Origin of the sequence: Frankia tisae, assembly GCF_025403405.1 — a bacterium.
In the GTDB taxonomy this organism is placed as follows: Bacteria; Actinomycetota; Actinomycetes; order Frankiales; family Frankiaceae; genus Frankia; species Frankia tisai.
In genome coordinates this window covers 1-16149 of sequence record NZ_JANEZT010000129.1, presented here as the reverse complement: position 1 = coordinate 16149, position 16149 = coordinate 1, and the positions used below count along the sequence as shown (strand labels likewise).

14 protein-coding genes are annotated in these 16149 nt (G+C 73.1%); 7 read left to right on the top strand and 7 right to left on the bottom strand.

What is annotated here, in order from left to right; genetic code table 11:
• A partial coding sequence (locus NBZ85_RS14330; RefSeq protein WP_308205181.1) for an LCP family protein occupies nt 1-1651 on the bottom strand: 1651 nt, incomplete at its 3' end.
• 325 nt (nt 1652-1976) lie between these two features.
• On the opposite strand from NBZ85_RS14330, the gene NBZ85_RS14325 reads away from it, so the two are divergent.
• Complete coding sequence (locus tag NBZ85_RS14325; protein ID WP_261553905.1) at nt 1977-3074, top strand: PP2C family protein-serine/threonine phosphatase; 1098 nt, start codon at nt 1977-1979, stop codon at nt 3072-3074.
• Between the two features lie 151 nt (nt 3075-3225).
• Nucleotides 3226-3984, top strand: a complete 759-nt coding sequence (locus NBZ85_RS14320; RefSeq protein ID WP_261553904.1) for a DUF427 domain-containing protein — start codon at nt 3226-3228, stop codon at nt 3982-3984.
• An 87-nt stretch (nt 3985-4071) separates the two neighbouring features.
• Here the strand turns inward: NBZ85_RS14320 and NBZ85_RS14315 are convergent, their stop codons facing one another.
• Nucleotides 4072-4620, bottom strand: a complete 549-nt coding sequence (locus NBZ85_RS14315) for a TetR/AcrR family transcriptional regulator (RefSeq protein ID WP_261562056.1) — start codon at nt 4618-4620, stop codon at nt 4072-4074.
• 270 nt (nt 4621-4890) lie between these two features.
• Between NBZ85_RS14315 and NBZ85_RS14310 the strand changes: the two genes are divergently transcribed.
• Nucleotides 4891-6243, top strand: coding sequence for an ABC transporter permease (locus NBZ85_RS14310; RefSeq protein ID WP_261553902.1), 1353 nt, complete (start codon nt 4891-4893; stop codon nt 6241-6243).
• A 54-nt stretch (nt 6244-6297) separates the two neighbouring features.
• Here the strand turns inward: NBZ85_RS14310 and NBZ85_RS14305 are convergent, their stop codons facing one another.
• A complete protein-coding gene (locus tag NBZ85_RS14305; RefSeq protein ID WP_261553901.1) occupies nt 6298-8067 on the bottom strand; it encodes a sensor histidine kinase in 1770 nt (589 codons plus the stop codon).
• Nucleotides 8068-9059: 992 nt separating this feature from the next.
• On the opposite strand from NBZ85_RS14305, the gene NBZ85_RS14300 reads away from it, so the two are divergent.
• Entirely contained in the window at nt 9060-9920 is an 861-nt protein-coding gene (locus NBZ85_RS14300) for a universal stress protein (protein ID WP_261562055.1), read from the top strand.
• Nucleotides 9921-9962: 42 nt separating this feature from the next.
• On the opposite strand, the gene NBZ85_RS14295 is transcribed toward NBZ85_RS14300, so the two are convergent.
• From NBZ85_RS14295 to NBZ85_RS14285, 3 genes are all read right to left on the bottom strand, one after another.
• Nucleotides 9963-11555: an MFS transporter gene (locus NBZ85_RS14295; protein ID WP_261553899.1), complete on the bottom strand. Its 1593-nt coding sequence runs from the start codon at nt 11553-11555 to the stop codon at nt 9963-9965.
• Nucleotides 11556-11804: 249 nt separating this feature from the next.
• Nucleotides 11805-12197: an RNA-binding S4 domain-containing protein gene (locus tag NBZ85_RS14290; RefSeq protein ID WP_261553898.1), complete on the bottom strand. Its 393-nt coding sequence runs from the start codon at nt 12195-12197 to the stop codon at nt 11805-11807.
• 9 nt (nt 12198-12206) lie between these two features.
• Complete coding sequence (locus tag NBZ85_RS14285; RefSeq protein ID WP_261553897.1) at nt 12207-12896, bottom strand: YdcF family protein; 690 nt, start codon at nt 12894-12896, stop codon at nt 12207-12209.
• Between the two features lie 209 nt (nt 12897-13105).
• Here NBZ85_RS14285 and NBZ85_RS14280 point away from each other — a divergent pair, with 209 nt between their 5' ends.
• The 3 genes from NBZ85_RS14280 to NBZ85_RS14270 all read left to right on the top strand — a co-directional run bounded on the left by NBZ85_RS14280 (nt 13106) and on the right by NBZ85_RS14270 (nt 15739).
• On the top strand, nt 13106-13984 hold the full coding sequence (locus NBZ85_RS14280; protein ID WP_261562054.1) for a TIGR03621 family F420-dependent LLM class oxidoreductase: 879 nt from the start codon (nt 13106-13108) through the stop codon (nt 13982-13984).
• Nucleotides 13985-14111: 127 nt separating this feature from the next.
• Nucleotides 14112-14873 carry a class I SAM-dependent methyltransferase gene (locus NBZ85_RS14275; protein ID WP_261553895.1) on the top strand — a complete coding sequence of 254 codons (762 nt, stop codon included), beginning with the start codon at nt 14112-14114 and terminating at the stop codon, nt 14871-14873.
• A 101-nt stretch (nt 14874-14974) separates the two neighbouring features.
• Entirely contained in the window at nt 14975-15739 is a 765-nt protein-coding gene (locus NBZ85_RS14270; RefSeq protein ID WP_261562053.1) for an SDR family NAD(P)-dependent oxidoreductase, read from the top strand.
• Between the two features lie 18 nt (nt 15740-15757).
• On the opposite strand, the gene NBZ85_RS14265 is transcribed toward NBZ85_RS14270, so the two are convergent.
• Nucleotides 15758-16149: phosphotransferase (locus NBZ85_RS14265; RefSeq protein WP_261562052.1), on the bottom strand; the 392-nt coding region annotated here is incomplete at its 5' end.

The window sequence follows — 16149 nt, the reverse complement described above, 5'->3', positions numbered from 1 at the left end:
CCTCGGGCGTGGCGGCCGGGCCGTTCGGAGCGGTCGCGGGGGCCTGGGTGGCGCCCGCCGTCGCATCGCCGCCGGCCGCCGGGGCCGGCGTGGCAGTGGACGCCCCGGCGCTCGAGGGTGTGACGGCCGGCGTGACAACCTCGGTGAACTCGGAGCCGAGGATGAGCTGGACGCCGGTGATGCTGGGGTCGGCCAGCACGCTCGATCCCGGCACGGCCGCGGCGACCGTGCGCGCCTCGGCCTCCTGGCCCAGCCCGTAGGCGACCCGGGACGTCTCGTGGGTGAGCACCGAGGCGTTGCCGGCGTTGCGTGCGTGGAAGCCCTTGCCGGTCAGCGCGGTGGTGACTTTGGAGGCGAGCCCGGAGCGCGAGGAGCCGTTGTAGACGGCGACGCGCACCTGCGAGGGGACCGCGGTGGCGCCCGGGGCGAGCGAGGGGCCCGCGCCGGCGCCCGCGTCGTCCGAGGCAGTGGCGCCCTCGACGCGGCCGCCCAGCGGGCTGACGATCTGCATCAGGTCGTCGGGCCGGTAGAACTGCACGGATGCGCCGTTGCCGTGCAGGCGGATGTCGCCCCTGTCATCGATGGCGCCCTCGGCGCGGGTCGGGGCGTGGGTGGGCACGGTCTGCATCCGGATCCCGCCGTTGGTCAGGCCCTTGATGCGGGTCGCGAGGCTGCGCAGGTCGGCGATGCTCGTGTGCTCGTCGAGGGTGAGCGCCCCCGCCGCGGTGGACACCAGTCGCTCGGCCTTGATCGGGTTCGTCAGCGTGTCGCCGTTCATGATCTTGTGGAACATGGCGCCGATGAACTGCTGCTGGCGGCTGATCCGGTCGGTGTCGCCGGCGGGTAGCCCGTGGCGCTGGCGGACGAAGGCCAAAGCCTGGTCCCCGTTGACCTGGATGGTCCCCGGGCCGCCACGAAAGCCACTCATCGGGTCGTTGGTATTCGTGCTGACCCGGTACCGGCCGTTGTCGTCCTGGAAGCGCTGGGGCGGCGTGTTCGACGGCTTGATGCACACCTCGACGCCCCCGATGGCATCGGTGATCTGCTTGAATCCCTGCAGATCCATGGAGATGTAGTGGTCGACCTGCATGTTGGTGAGACTCTCGATGGTCTTGACCAGCAGTGACGGGCCGCCCGAGGAAATCGCCGCGTTGAATTTATCCTTCGTCGCCGCGTGGTGCTTGCCGGCGGTGTCGGTGTACTCGGGGATCGTCACGTACATGTCCCGGGGAAACGAGACCATCGTCGTGGTCCCGTCCTTGCCCAGGTGGGCGAGGATCGTCGTGTCGGAGCGCTGCCCCGCGACGTCGCCGTATTCTCCGCCGGTGCCGGCCCGGCTGTCCGTGCCCACCAGCAGGTAGTTCGCCACCCCTACCCCGCTGGAACTGCCGTCCGAGCCGAGACCGAGATCGATCCGGTTGACCTTGCCGTTGATGAAAGAGTAGGCGGCCCAGCCGCCGACGGTGACCAGGAGCACGCAGCAGGAGATGAAGGAGAGGAAGGCCAGCATCCCGCGCCGGCGCCGCGGGGGTGGGCCGTCGAGCCCCGTGCCCCATCCCGACCGGCCGGGTCCCGTTCCCCGCGGATCCAGTCGAGGCGGGAGGACCCGCAGGCTGTCCGCGGCGTCGTGCTGCAGGTGCGGTGCGGTCACTTCCCGCCCTTCCTCGAGGGGCCCTGCGGGCAAGGCCCGACGTAGTGCGGAAAGTTACACCAATGGTCGGATCGCTCACCTTGAGGGGTACCAGACGGTTTCCCCGTATACGTGACGCGACGGGGGTGGCGCTGGTAAGAGCATGTGTCCGCCGATTACCCTTGATCGCACCGCCTGGTCGGGTCACCCCATATTGCGGGTCGATGATCGACGCAGGTTCCTCGCGCCGCGGGCGCGCATACTCGTAGTAGTGATTCGTGACCGATGGTCAGCGGACCGCCGTGCCACCGCACGGCGGTGCCGGCCCCCGTCCGAGGCGAGCTGGATGCGTTCACTCGTCCCCCTGGTCGTCCTGCTCGCCGTGGTCGGCATGGGCCTCACCGGCGACCGGCGATATGTGATCATCACCAGCCTGGTGATCAGCCCGCTGCTGGCCGCGGCCCTGACCGGGCCGTGGGTGACCGCCGCGTACGCCGGCGCCGCGCTGCTGTTCGGGGCGCTGCAGGCCATCCCGCTCGGCTACTACAGCGGGGTCGGCCACGAGAGCCTCGCCGCCCAGATGATCCGGCTGGCGGTGATCGCGGCCGGCGGCGCCATCGCGGTCGCGGCCAGCCGGGACCGACAGCGGCGCGAGGCCCGGCTGCGCGACGTCACTCGGGTCGCCGACGTGGTCCAGCGGGCCATCCTCGGTGCGGTCCCCGCCCGAGTGGGTGATCTGCGCCTGGCCGTGAGCTACGACAGCGCCGCCGCGCAGGCCCGCGTCGGAGGGGACCTCTACGAGGTGGCACAGACCCGTTGGGGGGTGCGGATCCTCGTCGGCGACGCCCGAGGCAAGGGGCTCGACGCCGTCCGCCTCGCCAGCCGGGTGATGGCCACCTTCCGGGTCGTCGCCCGCCACCTGGCCGACCCGGAGGAGGTCGTGGCCGCCCTCGACGCCGAAGTGGTCCGCTCGGGCGGGGCGGAGGACTTCGTCACCGCCGTGTTCGCGCAGCTCGACGGCGCCCGGCTGGAGCTGGTCAACGCCGGTCACCCCGACCCGGTGCTGCTGCGCCGGGGCGTGCCGCGCCTGCTCGACGCGACCGGGCGGCGCACCCCGCTCGGCCTCGGCGCCGCCGGTACCACGGTGGTGCGCAGCCACCTCGTCGCCGGCGACCGGATCCTGTTCTACACCGACGGCCTGGCCGAGGCCCGCCACCCACGAACCCGGGAGTTCTTCCCGGTACTGCCGGCCGTCCAGGCCGCCTTCGGGCCGGCGCGGCGGCTCGACGCCTGTCTGGCCGACCTCGTCGCGGCCCTGCGGCGCTGGACCGAGGCGACGCTGGGCGACGACGTCGCCCTGCTGGCCGCCGAGTTCGCCCCACCCTCGCGGGCCGAGGCCCCCGCCGCGGATCAGCCTGCCCGGGTAGGCGCCGGCGCGCCGTGACGGGCGCCGGCCGGGGTGCGGGAAGGCTCCCGGCCTGTCGGCGGTTTCCATCAACGGCGCTGATGATGCCCGGCGTCCCCGCGGCGAAAGGCCCGCCAGGGGCCGACGCGAGTGCGACGAGGCGAGGCGAGGCGACGAGAGAGGCGATCCGATGACGACGCAGCAGGCGCGAGGCCGGGTCCGGCTGGAGCAGGGGCGCAAGCGGGTCCGCGCCTACCTCGGCGGACGGCTGGTCGTCGACACCACCAGCCCGGCGCTGGTCTGGGAGAACCCGCACTATCCCGCCTACTACCTGCCGCGGGCCGACGTCGTCGCCGAACTGGTCCCCATCGCCCGCACGGAGCACTCCCCGAGCCGCGGCGATGCCGTCTACTACGACGTGGTCGTCGAGGGGCGCACCGCGCCGGCGGCGGCCTGGGCGTATCCGCAGTCCCCGCTGGAGGGGCTGCGCGAGCTGGTCCGCCTCGACTGGGATGCGGTGGACCGCTGGCTGGAGGAGGACGAGCCCGTCTACGTCCATCCGCGCAGCCCCTACACCCGCATCGACGCGCTGCCCAGCTCCCGGCACGTCCGCGTCGAGATCGACGGGGTGGTCGTCGCCGAATCCCACCGTCCGGTGATCCTGTTCGAGACCGGCCTCGTGCCGCGCTACTACCTGCCGCTCGTCGACGTCCGCCAGGATCTGCTGCGCCCCTCGGACACCCGCACGCACTGCCCCTACAAGGGCAACGCCGAGTACTTCTCGGTGGAGGTCGACGGGACGCGGCACGACGACGCCATCTGGACCTACCGCACCCCGCTGCCGGAGAGCGCCCGCATCGCCGGCCTGGTCTGCTTCTACGACGAGCGCGTCGCGGTGTCCGTCGACGGAGTGCCCACGCATCCCGGACCGGCCGCGCGCGTCGGCTGACCCGCCAGGGCGTGTGTCCGACCGTACAAAACGCACCGCAATCGGCCCCGGTTCGGACTCGCCCGGACGGATGCGGCGGGTGTGGGGTTAGTCGGCCAGGATGGACATCGCCTGGTCGAGCAGGGTGGTGAGATCGGCCGTCCCGTCGGAGTCGCGCCAGACCGTCAGGGCGGCGTCGTAGCAGCCGAGCGCGGCCGAGGCCAGCGCGCGTGGGCGCGGGTCGGCGGTGTCCGTCGGGGGGATGGCGAGGCGCCGGGCGAGCTCGGGGGCGAGCAGCCGCTGCCAGCTGTTCTGCCGCTGCAGCTGGCGGCCCTGCAACGACGGCGTGTCGACCATCATCCGGGACAGCCGCAGGGTCCGTTCGGGGTTCTCGGCGTTGAACCCGATGATCGCGTTGAGCGCCTGGCGTAGTGCCTGCCACGGTGTCTCGTCCGCGGGGCGGCCGGCGAGCGCGTCGCGCAGGACCAGGCCGCGTTCCTCCACCCCGAGCAGGACGACATCCTCCTTGGTGGCGAAGTAGCGGAAGAAGCTGCTGCGCGACAGGCCGGCCTCGGCGGCGATCTGGTTGATCGTCGTGCATTCGAAGCCCTGCCGGTCGAACAGGTCGAAGGCGACGGCCGTGATCTCCGCCTGCAACGCCCGCCTCGTCCTACTGCGCAGATCGGTGCCCCGCGCGGGGGTTGCGGCGTCGGCGGGGATTGCTGCGGGGTTCTTCACCACGAGGTGAGGATACCAGATCTGGTATCGCGGCCCACATGTTGGACTGAGTCTCATCTTTGGGTTAAGGTCTTACTGCGACCACCGGTCGAACTCCCCAGCGAACCGAGCCCCCGGCGTCATCCCGGGCACAGCGGTCGGCCTGCTGGTCCCTGCCCCCCATCGGTCTTCATGCGCGGGAAAGTGACTATGACTTCGGAGACACCGGCGTCCAGCGGGGCGCCCTCAACCGGGCTCGGCCCGTGGATGCGCTTCCGGCGGCAGTACTCCCGGCTCTCCCCGCCGGTCCAGATGATCGGCCTGCAGCTCTGGCTGCCGCTGGTTTTCGTCGTCGCCTTCTGCCTGTGCTACATCAACGCCTTCCACCAGCCGTCACCGAAGGACATCAAGGTCGCGGTGGTCGGGACCGGCCCGGCGGCGGCGACCCTCGCCGAGCGGCTCGAGGGCACCAGCAACGGCATGCTGTCGGTGTCGGTGGCGGGCACGGTCGACGACGCCCGTGGCGACGTCCGCGACGGTGACCTGGCGGCGGCCTTCACCCCCGGTGCGGCGAACCAGCCGGCCCGGCTGCTCGTGGCCAGCGGCGCCCAGTTCCAGCTCGCCGAGGTCGTCCAGCAGACGTTCGCCCCGGTGGCGGCGGCCGAGGGCACCACCCTCGCCGTCGACGACCTCGCCCCGCTGCCCAAGCACGACTCCTACGGCACCTCGGGCTTCTACATCGCGCTGGTCTGGACCATCGCCGGCTACATGGTCGGCATGTTCATCGGGATGATGGGCCAGACGCTCAAGCACCGCGCCCGCCTTGGCCTGATTGTCGGATCCGGCTTCGTGTTCTCGCTGCTCGGCACACTGTTCGCCGGTCCGGTGGTGGGCGCCGTGCACGGCCACTTCCTGTCGCTGTGGCTGCTCGGCTGGCTGACGGCGATCTCGGTCGGCCTGGTGGTCAACGGCCTGTCCTACTTCATCGGCCGGTTCGTCACCGGCGCGGCGCTCATCCTGTTTGTGTTCCTCAACATCCCGTCGTCGGGCGGGGCGTTCCCGGCGGCGTTCGTGCCCGAGCCGTTCAAGTGGCTGCACCCGTACGTGTTCGGCACCGGTGTCCTCGACGTGCTGCGCGACGTCGTCTACGGCGTCGGGCCGGGGACCGGCAGCGGCGCGACGATCCTCGGCGTCTACGCGGCGATCGGCCTCGTGCTCACCGTCGTCGGCAAGCCGTTCTTCGAACGCCGCAACCGGCTGCGCGCCGAACGCGGCAAGCCGGTGTCGATGATGCTGGCCGCGCAGGGCGCGGCGATGGCGGCCCGCCAGGCCGAGCAGGCCGAGGCCGCCGCCGGCACCCATCCGCACCACGTCACCACGAGCGAGGGCCCGCGGAGCGAGGGCGGCCCGGGGTGGGACGACGATTCCCGCGGCAACGGCAACGGCAACGGCAACGGCAACGGCGGCGGCGGCGGGTTGCGGGACAACGAGTTCGCCGACGAGGAGGTCGAGTCCGATGCGGCCGCCGTGTCCGGTGCGGCGGCGGGCAGCGGCAGCGCCTGACCTCCGACGGCGGACGCCGGCCCGGAAGGTCCGGCCCGGAAGGTCCGGCCCGGCTCAGCCGGTGGGCACCGACCAGCACACCCGGGTGCCACCGGCGGGGCCGGGCTCCAGGGCGAAGTTTCCGCCCAGGGACTCGGCCCGGCCACGCAGATTGGCCAGGCCGCTGCGCCGCGTCGTCGGCCCCATGCCGACCCCGTCGTCCACCACGTCCACGCTCACCAGGCCGTTCGCGACGGTCACCGTCACCTCCACGGCGCGCGCGTGGGCGTGGCGGGCGGCGTTCGACAGGGTCTCGCGCACCACGGCGATGAGATGGTCGCCGACGGCGGCGTCGATCGCGGTGTCGACCGGGCCGTCGAGGTGCAGTCGCGGGGTGAAGCCGAACGCCCCGGCCATGTCGTCGATGATGCCGAGGATCTGCGCCCGCAGGCCGCTGCCCGTCGCCGGCGTCGCCCGGCCGCGCAGCTCGAAGATGGTCTGGCGGATCTCCCGCACGGTCTCGTCGAGATCCTCGACGTAGGTGCTCATCCGCTCCGCGCGCGCCGCCCGTTCCTCGCTGGCGGCCAGGCCCTGCAGGCCCATCGCCACCGCGAACAGCCGCTGCATCACATGGTCATGTAGGTCGCGGGCGATCCGGTCGCGGTCCTCCAGTAGCGACAGCCGGCCCCGCGCCGCCCGCGAGCGGGCCAGTTCCAGGGCGAGCGCGACGTGGGCGGCGAACGCGGCGGCGAGTTCGAGGTCCTCGTCGGTGAACAGGCCGCCACCGCGGCGGCGGCCGAGGATCAGCGCTCCGGAGGTGACCTCCGAGGCGATCAGCGGCACGATCATGATCGGGCCGACGTCGAGCTTGTCGATCTCGGAGCCGCCCAGCGTGCGCACGTCGGCGACGACGAGCGGGGCCCGGTCCCGCACCGCCCGCCCGGCCAGCGAGGTCTCCATCGGTACCCGCTGGCCGCGCAGCAGGTCGGCGTCGTGACCCTCGGCGACGTCGAAGGACAGTTCCCGCGCCGTCGGGTCGCACAGGGCCAGCGCGGTCGTGTCCGCCCGGGCGACGTCACGGGCCCGCTGGACGATCAGCTCCAACGGGGCGTCGCCGTCGGCGAGCAGATGCCGGGTGATGTCCGCGGACGCCTGCGACCACTGCTGGCGGTGCTGGGCCTCCCCGAACAGCCGGGCGTTGTCGATCGCCACGCCGGCGTTGGCGGCGAGCGCGAGCACGAGTTCCTCGTCCTCGGCCGTGAAGATCCGCCCACCGCGCTTCTCGGTCAGGTAGAGGTTGCCGAAGACCTCGTTGCGGACCCTGATCGGCACGCCGAGGAACGCCCGCATCGGCGGATGCCCGGCGGGGAAGCCGACGGCGCGGGGATGGTCGGCGATGTCGTCGAGGCGCACCGGCCCCGGCTCGGCGATGAGCAGGCCGAGCACACCGTCGCCGCGGGGGGTCCGGCCGATCGCCTCGACGCGGCCCGGATCCATCCCGACATGGATGAACTGTTCGAGATGACCATCGCGGGCGATGACGCCGAGCGCGCCGTAGCGGGCGTCGACCAGCTCGCAGGCGGACTCGACGATGCGGCGCAGTACCACGTCGAGGCTGAGGTCGGCGGTGACCATCCGGTTGGCCCGCAGCAGACCTCGCAGCCGGCCCTGGGTGGCCAGCACATCCTGGGCTCGCTCCACCAGCTGGGAGAGAAGCTCGTCCAGTTCGAGCCGAGCGACAGCGGGGAAGATCAGGTCTCCCGACGACCCTGACGGGGAGATCTCCCCGCAGGCCGCCCCGGAGGTCCCAGCGCCGGTCGGGGCGAGGTCCCGTTCGGACTCCATGCTTTCAGGACGATAACCGATCCGCCCGGGCCGGCAGCCGTCGTCCGGATTGCGGCCGAACCGTTCCCGGTGAGAACGGGCCGCGGGTCCCGGCGACGGCCATCCGTCCGTGGTGGGCACCACGTCATCGCGGAATGGGCGCGGACGGCCCCGCGAGGGTTCGCGTCTGCTCGGCGCGTCCGGCGCGTCCGGCGCGTCCGGTCTGCTCGGTTCGACCCGTGGCCTCGACGGCGTGCATCCGCGTCGTCCTCACTTCGCGCACCCTCATCGGGCAGCCTCCCGCGTCCCGGGCCCGACCCGCGGCGGGGTCATCCGTCATCCGCCATGCTCGGCGCCGCCTCCTCCTGGTGCCCAGGGACCTTCGGCGCCCACCGTGGAGTCCTTCCTACCGTCCGATCCGGACCGTGCGGGCCGCGGGTCGGATCCGGGGCGGCCCGTCACCCCTCCCTGCCAGGGCGCACGCGGCGGATGCGGCCGTCGTGAGCCCGCGTGGCGGGCCGTGCCCCCCGGGCGGGCCTCACCGCGCCGGACGAGTCGACGCGTGGACAGCCTGCCCCGATCGGGCCAGCCACGGAGGTGTCGCGGCGGCCCCGTATCCCCCGAATGGGGAGGAGACAGCGGTCGAACGCACCGTCGGTGGCGGGTCGTTCGGATCTCCCGCCCGGGCCCACAGCGCACTCGCGGGCCCGGGTCGCGGCGAGCACCCTGGAACCGGGACCGGGACCGGGACGCCGGCCATCGGGGGATCTGGAGCTTGCCGTGACCGTGAAACGCAGCGCGCAGGCCCCGTCCTTCGGCTTCCGGGCGCGTGGACGCGGCGAAGAACGTTCCGGCCGCGGGGCTCGCGGTGTCTGCCTGTGGAGAGGGAGTGAGACCGCCTCGCTCCTGAAGCGAGGAGGCATCCGTTGACGAGCCAGGCACCCGCACCACGCGGCGCGGGAATCACTTCCCTTCCGGGAGGTGAGGAGGTCACGGGCTGCATCGTGGTGGGAGTGGACGGATCCAGGGACGCCGACGCGGCGCTGCACTGGGCCGTCGGGGAGGCGTGGCTGCGTCGGGACCGCCTCGAGACGATCCTGGCCTGGACCCCGGACGACTGCCCGCGAGAGGTGCTCGACCGCGCCTACGCGCCGGGCCCGCACACGATCGAGGGGACCGCCCTGGCGGTGGTGCGGGAATCCGTCCAGCGCGCCCAGGACCCGCGCCGGCCGGTGCCCGTCACCGAGCGGGCCGTCTACGCCGACGCCGTCGAGGCGCTGATGTCGGCGGGCGCGGGCGCGGACATGATCGTCGTCGGCTACCGGGGGACCAGCCGGCTGCGCCGGTACCTGCTCGGCTCGGTGTCCGTGGCCTGCCTGCACCAGGCCACTCGGCCGGTCGTCGTCGTCCGGGCGAACGGTGGCGACGCCGCCGACGGTGACACCGGCCGGCCGGTGCTCGTCGGCGTGGACGGGTCGGCGGCGTCGCTGGCCGCGTTGCGCTGGGCCGCCGAGGAGGCGAAGCTGCACGCGGCGCCGCTGCGGGTCGTGCACGCCTGGCAGTCCCCGCCGCTGCTGCACTCCGGTCACCGCATCGCGCGCGACCGGGAGGCGTTCGAGCAGGCCGCGTACGCGGTCCTCGACGACTGCGTGGCCAAGGGACTGGTGGGCGGGGCGGACATCACCCTCGACACCCGGCTGGCGCTCGGCGGGGCGGCGCAGAGCCTGCTCGCCGCGGCCGCCGACGCCCGGCTGCTCGTGCTGGGCGCCCGCGGGTTCGGCGGCTTCGCCGGCCTGCTGTTGGGTTCGGCCGCCTACCAGTGCGTGCACCACGCGCGATGCCCGGTCGCGGTCATCCCCGCCCCCATCCGCTGAGCGAGCCGGCGTCCGGCCGGGCGCCGGGCACCGCCGGGCCGGTCAGCCGCCCGGTCGCGGCTCGGAGCCGACGGCCGAGGGCGCCCCGACATCCTCGGCGGTGCCGTCGGCGGGAGCGGGGCCGGCGTGGCCCTGGGCGACGAAGTCCCTGCTGCGGATGAGGGCCAGCGCGCAGACCGCGCCGACGAGCGCGACGATCCCGGTGACGATGAGCAGATCGTTGATCGCGCCGGCGAAACCGGACCGGACGGCGCCGGCCAGCGGGCCGCGGGCGTTCGCGGGCGTGCTGGCGAAGAGCTGGTCGGTGCCGCCGTTGCGCAGGGTGTCGGCGATCCGCGCCCCCTGCCCGCGCAGCGCCGGCACCGCCTCCAGCCCGCTGTTGACGCCGCTCTCCAACCGCGCCGCGAAGAGCGAGCCGAGGGCGGCGATGCTGAGCGCCATGCCGATCTGGCGGAACGTGGTGTTCGCGCCCGACGCCATCCCCGACCGCTCCGGCGGCACCACTCCGACGGCCGTCGAGGCCAGCGGCGGGTTGACCAGCCCGCTGCCGATCCCGGCCAGCACGAAGCCTGGGATCAGGTGCGTCCAGGAGCTGCCCGCGTCCAGGCCGGCCATCAGCAGCAGGCCGACGCCGACCAGCGCCAGGCCGGGGCCGATGAGCCACCGCACAGGCATCACGCTGGTCAGCCGCCCCGCCACTGACGCGGCGATGAAGCTGCCCGCGCTCACGACCAGCAGTCGCACGCCCGCCCCGAACGCGGAGTAACCCAGGTCGTTCTGGAGGTAGAGGACGAGGTAGACGAACATCGCGAACAGCGACCCGTTCATCGCGACCGCCGCCACCGAACCGCCGAGGAACGTCGGGGTGCGCAGCAGGGACAGGTCGAACATCGGGTGCGCGACCCTGGCCTCCACGGCGACGAACGCGATGAGGAACGCCACGCCCAGGCACAGGCTGACCACGACGCCGGTGTCCGTCCAGGCCGTCTCGCCCGCCCGGATCAGGCCGTAGACCACGCCGACCAGCCCGGCGGTGAGCGTCGCGAAACCGGGCCAGTCGGGGCGGTGCGCCGCCGGCGGCCGGGACTCCTCGACCTTCCACACCGTCACGGCGACGGCGACGACGCCAATCGGCACGTTGACCAGGAAGATTCCCCGCCAGCTGATCCCGCTGGTGATCAATCCGCCGAGGATGGGCCCGAGGGACGTGGCGATGCCGGTGACCGCGCCCCACACCCCGAAGGCGATCCCCCGGTCGCGGCCGCGGAAGCTGTTGGCGAGCAGCGCCAGCGACGTCGCGAACAGCACGGCGCCGCCCACGCCCTGCACGCCCCGCGAGATGATCAGCATGATCGCCGACTGCGAGAGCCCGCACAGCAGCGACCCCACCGTGAAGATCGTGAACCCGATGGTGAACAGCAGGCGCCGCCCGTAGAGATCGGCGAGCGAACCGGCCGTCAGCAGCAGCGCCGCCAGGGTAAGGGCATAGGCGTCGATGACCCACTGGACGTCGGCGAACCCGGCGTCGAGACCGCTCTGGATCTCCGGCAGCGCGACGATCACGATGGTGACGTCGAGCAGCAGCATGAACGTGGCGCCGCAGACGACCAGCAGCGTCCACCACTTCCGATCCATCAGAGCCTCCCGGGGGACTGGCGCCTTGAACCCGCACGGCGCCGCGGCTGCGGGGGCGAGGATGTGCCGGTCCAGGCGTGGCGGAGCGGGGCCGCGGGGCGGTGTCAATGATGTGCCGTATGCCCGGTGGTGATACATCGGAAGCCTGGAACGAGTGAGTCCGAACCAGGGCGGGGCCGGTTGCGGTGCGTACTGCACGGTCTGAAGCCGGTGGACCGGGCGCATCGCACCGCAACGCCCACCGTCGGGTCACGGTGGCGCCGGCGGGCGGGGCTGGTCGCGCAGCCGCTCCATGACCCGCCGGTCGCGCTTGGTCGGCCGCCCCGCGCCCCGGTCGCGCACGGCCACCGCCGGAGTCGGATCGCGCAGCACCGGGGGGCTGTGGTCGACGAAGCACTCGGCTGCGACCGGCGCCCCGACCCGATTCCGCAGCACCTTCGTGATCACGACGATCCGTTCCCGCCCGGCCAGCCGGACCCGGATCTCGTCGCCCGCATGGACCAGGTGCGCGGGTTTGATCCGCTCGCCGTTGAGCCGGACGTGCCCGGCCCGACAGGCATCCGTCGCCTGCGAGCGCGTCTTGACCAGCCGCACGCACCAGATCCACGTGTCGGCCCGGGCGGAATCCTCCGATGGGGCCATGCCGCGACTCTACGAATCGGCCGGGGCCGGTGCGTGGCGTTGGGCCGCGCGCAGCACCGCCCGGGCGATCTCGTAGCCGGCGATGGGCAGCTTCAGCCACCAGTGGTCGAGGAACCGGTAGTCGTCGGCGGGTACGACCCGGGCGGCGAGCTCGGGCCGCATCCGGTGCAGGTACCGGCGCCCGCGCGCCGCATGCAGCGGATCCGAGGCGATCGCGATCGTGGCCGCCGACTCGACGAACGGCAGCGCGAACGTGATGTTCTCCCAGGTACTGCGGGCCGCGGTCTCCAGCCGGATCTTCTCCGCGGGCACGCCGAGGGTCTCGCGTGCGTACCCGGCCATGGCCTCCGCCTCGGTCACCGCGCCGGGCGGACCACCACCTGTGAAGATCATCCAGCTGTCCGCACCCGGGGCGAGCGAACGCACGCCGATCTCGGTGCGCCAGCGTTGGAGTGGATGCAGGGTGCCCGCGCGGGTCGACGGGAAGCCGAGGACGACGACCGCCTGCGCGCCCCGTCCGCTCGGGCGGCTGCGGCCGCGGAGCTGGCGCGATGCTCGCCAGTGCAGCGCCTCGGCGACGGCGACCGGGGCGGTGGCGGCACCGGCGGCGGCTGTGACGGCGACGGCGACGGCACGCAGCCGTCGTCCCCATGGTCGCTGACGGCTGAACCGGGTCGCTGTCACGGCCTTATAGAACACCGGGCCCGCCCGCTACAGGTTGATTCCGCCATGGATGCGGCGGATGTCCCTGTCGGCTGACAGCAGACGACGATCATGAAAGGTTGTCGGCGCAGTAGGGTTTCGGCGACGCTGCCGATCGATGTGGATGCGCGAGGCGGGATCGCCAGGAGCCTGCGTGCGACGACGGCATGCCGCCAGTCCAGGTGGGCCAGACAGGGAGGGAACCGTTGCGGTCGTTCCGGTTCTGGGTGAACATGCTGGCGGTCTCGGCGCCGGGGGAGTGGTCCGCGGCCGCCCGCCGGGCCGAGGAGCTCGGCTACGACGTGCTGCTCGTCCCGGATCACCTCGGGCTGCCCGCGCCGTTCCCCGCGCTGGTCGCCGCCGGGGCCGCCACCGGCCTGCGGCTCGGCACCTTCGTCCTCAACGCGGCCTTCCACAATCCGGCGCTGCTGGCCCGCGACGTCGCGACCACCGACGTGCTGACGGCCGGGCGGCTGGAGCTGGGCGTCGGCACGGGTTACGTGGCTCAGGAGTTCGCCGCCGCCGGCATCCCGTTCGGCACCGCGAAGGACCGCGTCGACACCCTCGAGCGGGTCATCGACGCGGTGTACGAAGCCCTGGCCGATCCCGCCGCGGCGCCGCGGCCGGTGCAGCAGCCGGTGCCGCTGGTCGTCGGCGGTAACGGGGATCGGATGCTCAGGCTTGCGGCGCGCCGGGCGAACATCGCCGCGTTCACCGCCGCCGCCTTCGACCCGGCGAACCCGAGTAACCTGCGGCCGCTGTCCGGGGAGGCGTTCGCCGAGCGGATCGCGTTCTTCGACAGGGTCGCCGGCGACCGGGTCGGCGAGGTGGAGCGCAACCTGCTCCTCCAGGCCGTCACGGTCACCGACGACCGGGCGGCGGCGCTGGCGGCCTGGGTGCCCCGGCTGCCCCACCTGAGCGCCGAGGAGATCCCCACGGTCCCGACGCTGCTGGCCGGCACCGTCGAACAGATCGCCGACCAGGTGCGCGGCCTACGCGAGCGGTTCGGCATCACCTACTTCACCGTTCTGCAGCCCGCCCTGGAGGCGTTCGCCCCGATCATCGCCGCGCTGCGCCGCGACTGACCGCACTGCCGGCTGCCGGCCCGCCGGTCGGGGCCGGTGGGTCCGCGGGCCGAGGCTTGTGGATCCGCGATCGGTCGCCGGGCGAAACTCGGTCGCCATCGGCGGAGCGGTCTGCCACGATCGGGCGATGCCACGCGGGTTCGAGGAGCTGGTCGCCGAGGCCGCGGTGGTGCCCGTCGACGGCTGGGACTTCTCCTGGCTGGATGGCCGGGCCACCGAACAACGGCCGTCGTGGGGCTACGCCCGCCTGATCGGCGAGCGGATGGCCCGCGCCGACGTAGCCCTCGATGTGCAGACCGGCGGCGGTGAGGTCCTCGCCGGGGTGCCGCGCCTGGCCCGGTGCACGGTCGCCGTCGAGTCCTGGCCGCCCAACATCGCCCGGGCGGCGGTGGCGCTGCGCCTCCGCGGCGTCCATCTCGTCGCCGCCGACAGCGATCGCACGCTGCCGTTCGCCGACGCCACGTTCGACCTCGTCGTCAGCCGCCATCCGATCGCGACCTGCTGGCCGGAGATCGTCCGGGTGCTGCGCCCCGGCGGCAGCTACCTGTCCCAGCAGGTCGGCCCGGCCAGCGTCGGCGAGTTGACCGAGTACTTCCTCGGCCCGCAGCCGGCCGTGGTGGGCGGCCGGCGCCACCCTGACGGCGCCCGCGCTGCCGCCCAGGCCGCCGGCCTCGAGGTCGTCGACCTGCGGATGGAGACGCTGCACACCGAATTCCGTGACGTCGGCGCCGTGATCTACTTCCTACGAAAGGTGATCTGGATCGTTCCCGGGTTCAGCGTCGAGCGGTATCGCGAGCGCCTCGCCGAGCTGCACGAGCGGATCCGCGCGACCGGCCCGTTCACCGCGCGCACCACCCGCTTCCTCATCGAGGCCCGCCGCCCGCGCTGACGCGCCGCGTTGACGTGATGCGTTGACTTGATGTGTGCTCGAAGCAATAGCGTCCTCACCGAGCGCGAACTCGCGCCGTCCGGCAGGTGCAGGAGGACATGATGGCTGATCGACTGACCGGCACGGTGGCGCTGGTGACCGGGGCGAGCAGCGGCATCGGGGCCGCGACTGGCCTGGAGCTGGCCCGCCGGGGCGCGGCGGTCGCGCTCGTCGCCCGCCGCAAGGACCGGCTGGAACAGCTCGCCGCCGACATCCAGGGCGAGGGCGGGCGGGCCTTCGTCCTCGCCGCCGACATCACCGAGCAGCGGCAGGCGGTCGACGCGGTCGAGCGGACCGTCGCCGAGCTCGGCCGGCTGGACACCGTCGTGAACAACGCCGGCGTCATGCTGCTCGGCCCGATCGTCGACGCCCCCACCGCCGAGTGGGACCGGATGGTCGCGCTCAACCTGCAGGGGTTGCTCTACGTCGCGCACGCCGCGCTGCCTCACCTGCTCACCGCCGCCGACGCCGGCCCCCGTAACGTGGCCGACCTGGTCAACATCAGTTCCGTGGCGGGCCGGCGGGCGGCGACGAACTCCGGCGTCTACAACCTCACGAAATTCGGCGTGAACGCCTTCACCGAGTCGCTGCGCCAGGAGGTCACCGAGCGGCACGTGCGGGTGTCGGTCGTCGAGCCCGGGGCGGTCGCGACGGAGCTCACCGACCATCTGCGGCCGGCGATCCGCGAGCCGGCGCTGAAGGTGTTCGCCGGCGTCGAGAGCCTGCAGGCCGAGGACATCGCCGACGCGATCGCCTACATCGTGACCCGTCCGCGCCGCGTCGCCGTCAACGAGATCCTGATCCGTCCCACCGAGCAGGTGCGGTGATCGGCCGTTCGTGGTCGGTCAGGACCTCGTCGATGGTGCGTCGGGCGATGCGGGCGAGGGCGGAGTTGCTGTCCTGGTAGTAGGGCAGGGCGATAAGGCCGAAGGCAGCGCCCAGCCGCGGCCCCGGTCCCAGGTCGAGTCGTCGACGCCGGCCACGTTCCGGAATGTCTCGCGTTCCTCGGCGGGCAACAGGGTCCAGGCGGCCATCACGTCGCAGGCGGGATCGCCCACGCCAAGGCCCCCGAAGTCGATGACGGCGCGCAGCCGGCCGTCGCGGGCGAGAAGATTGCCGGGGAGAAGGTCGCCGTGGATCCAGACCGGTGCCTCCTGCCACGCCGGTGCGTGTAGGGCGGCGTCCCAGGCGGTGGGTCGCCGCGGCGGTGTCGATGGCGGTGCGCAGGGAGCGGATG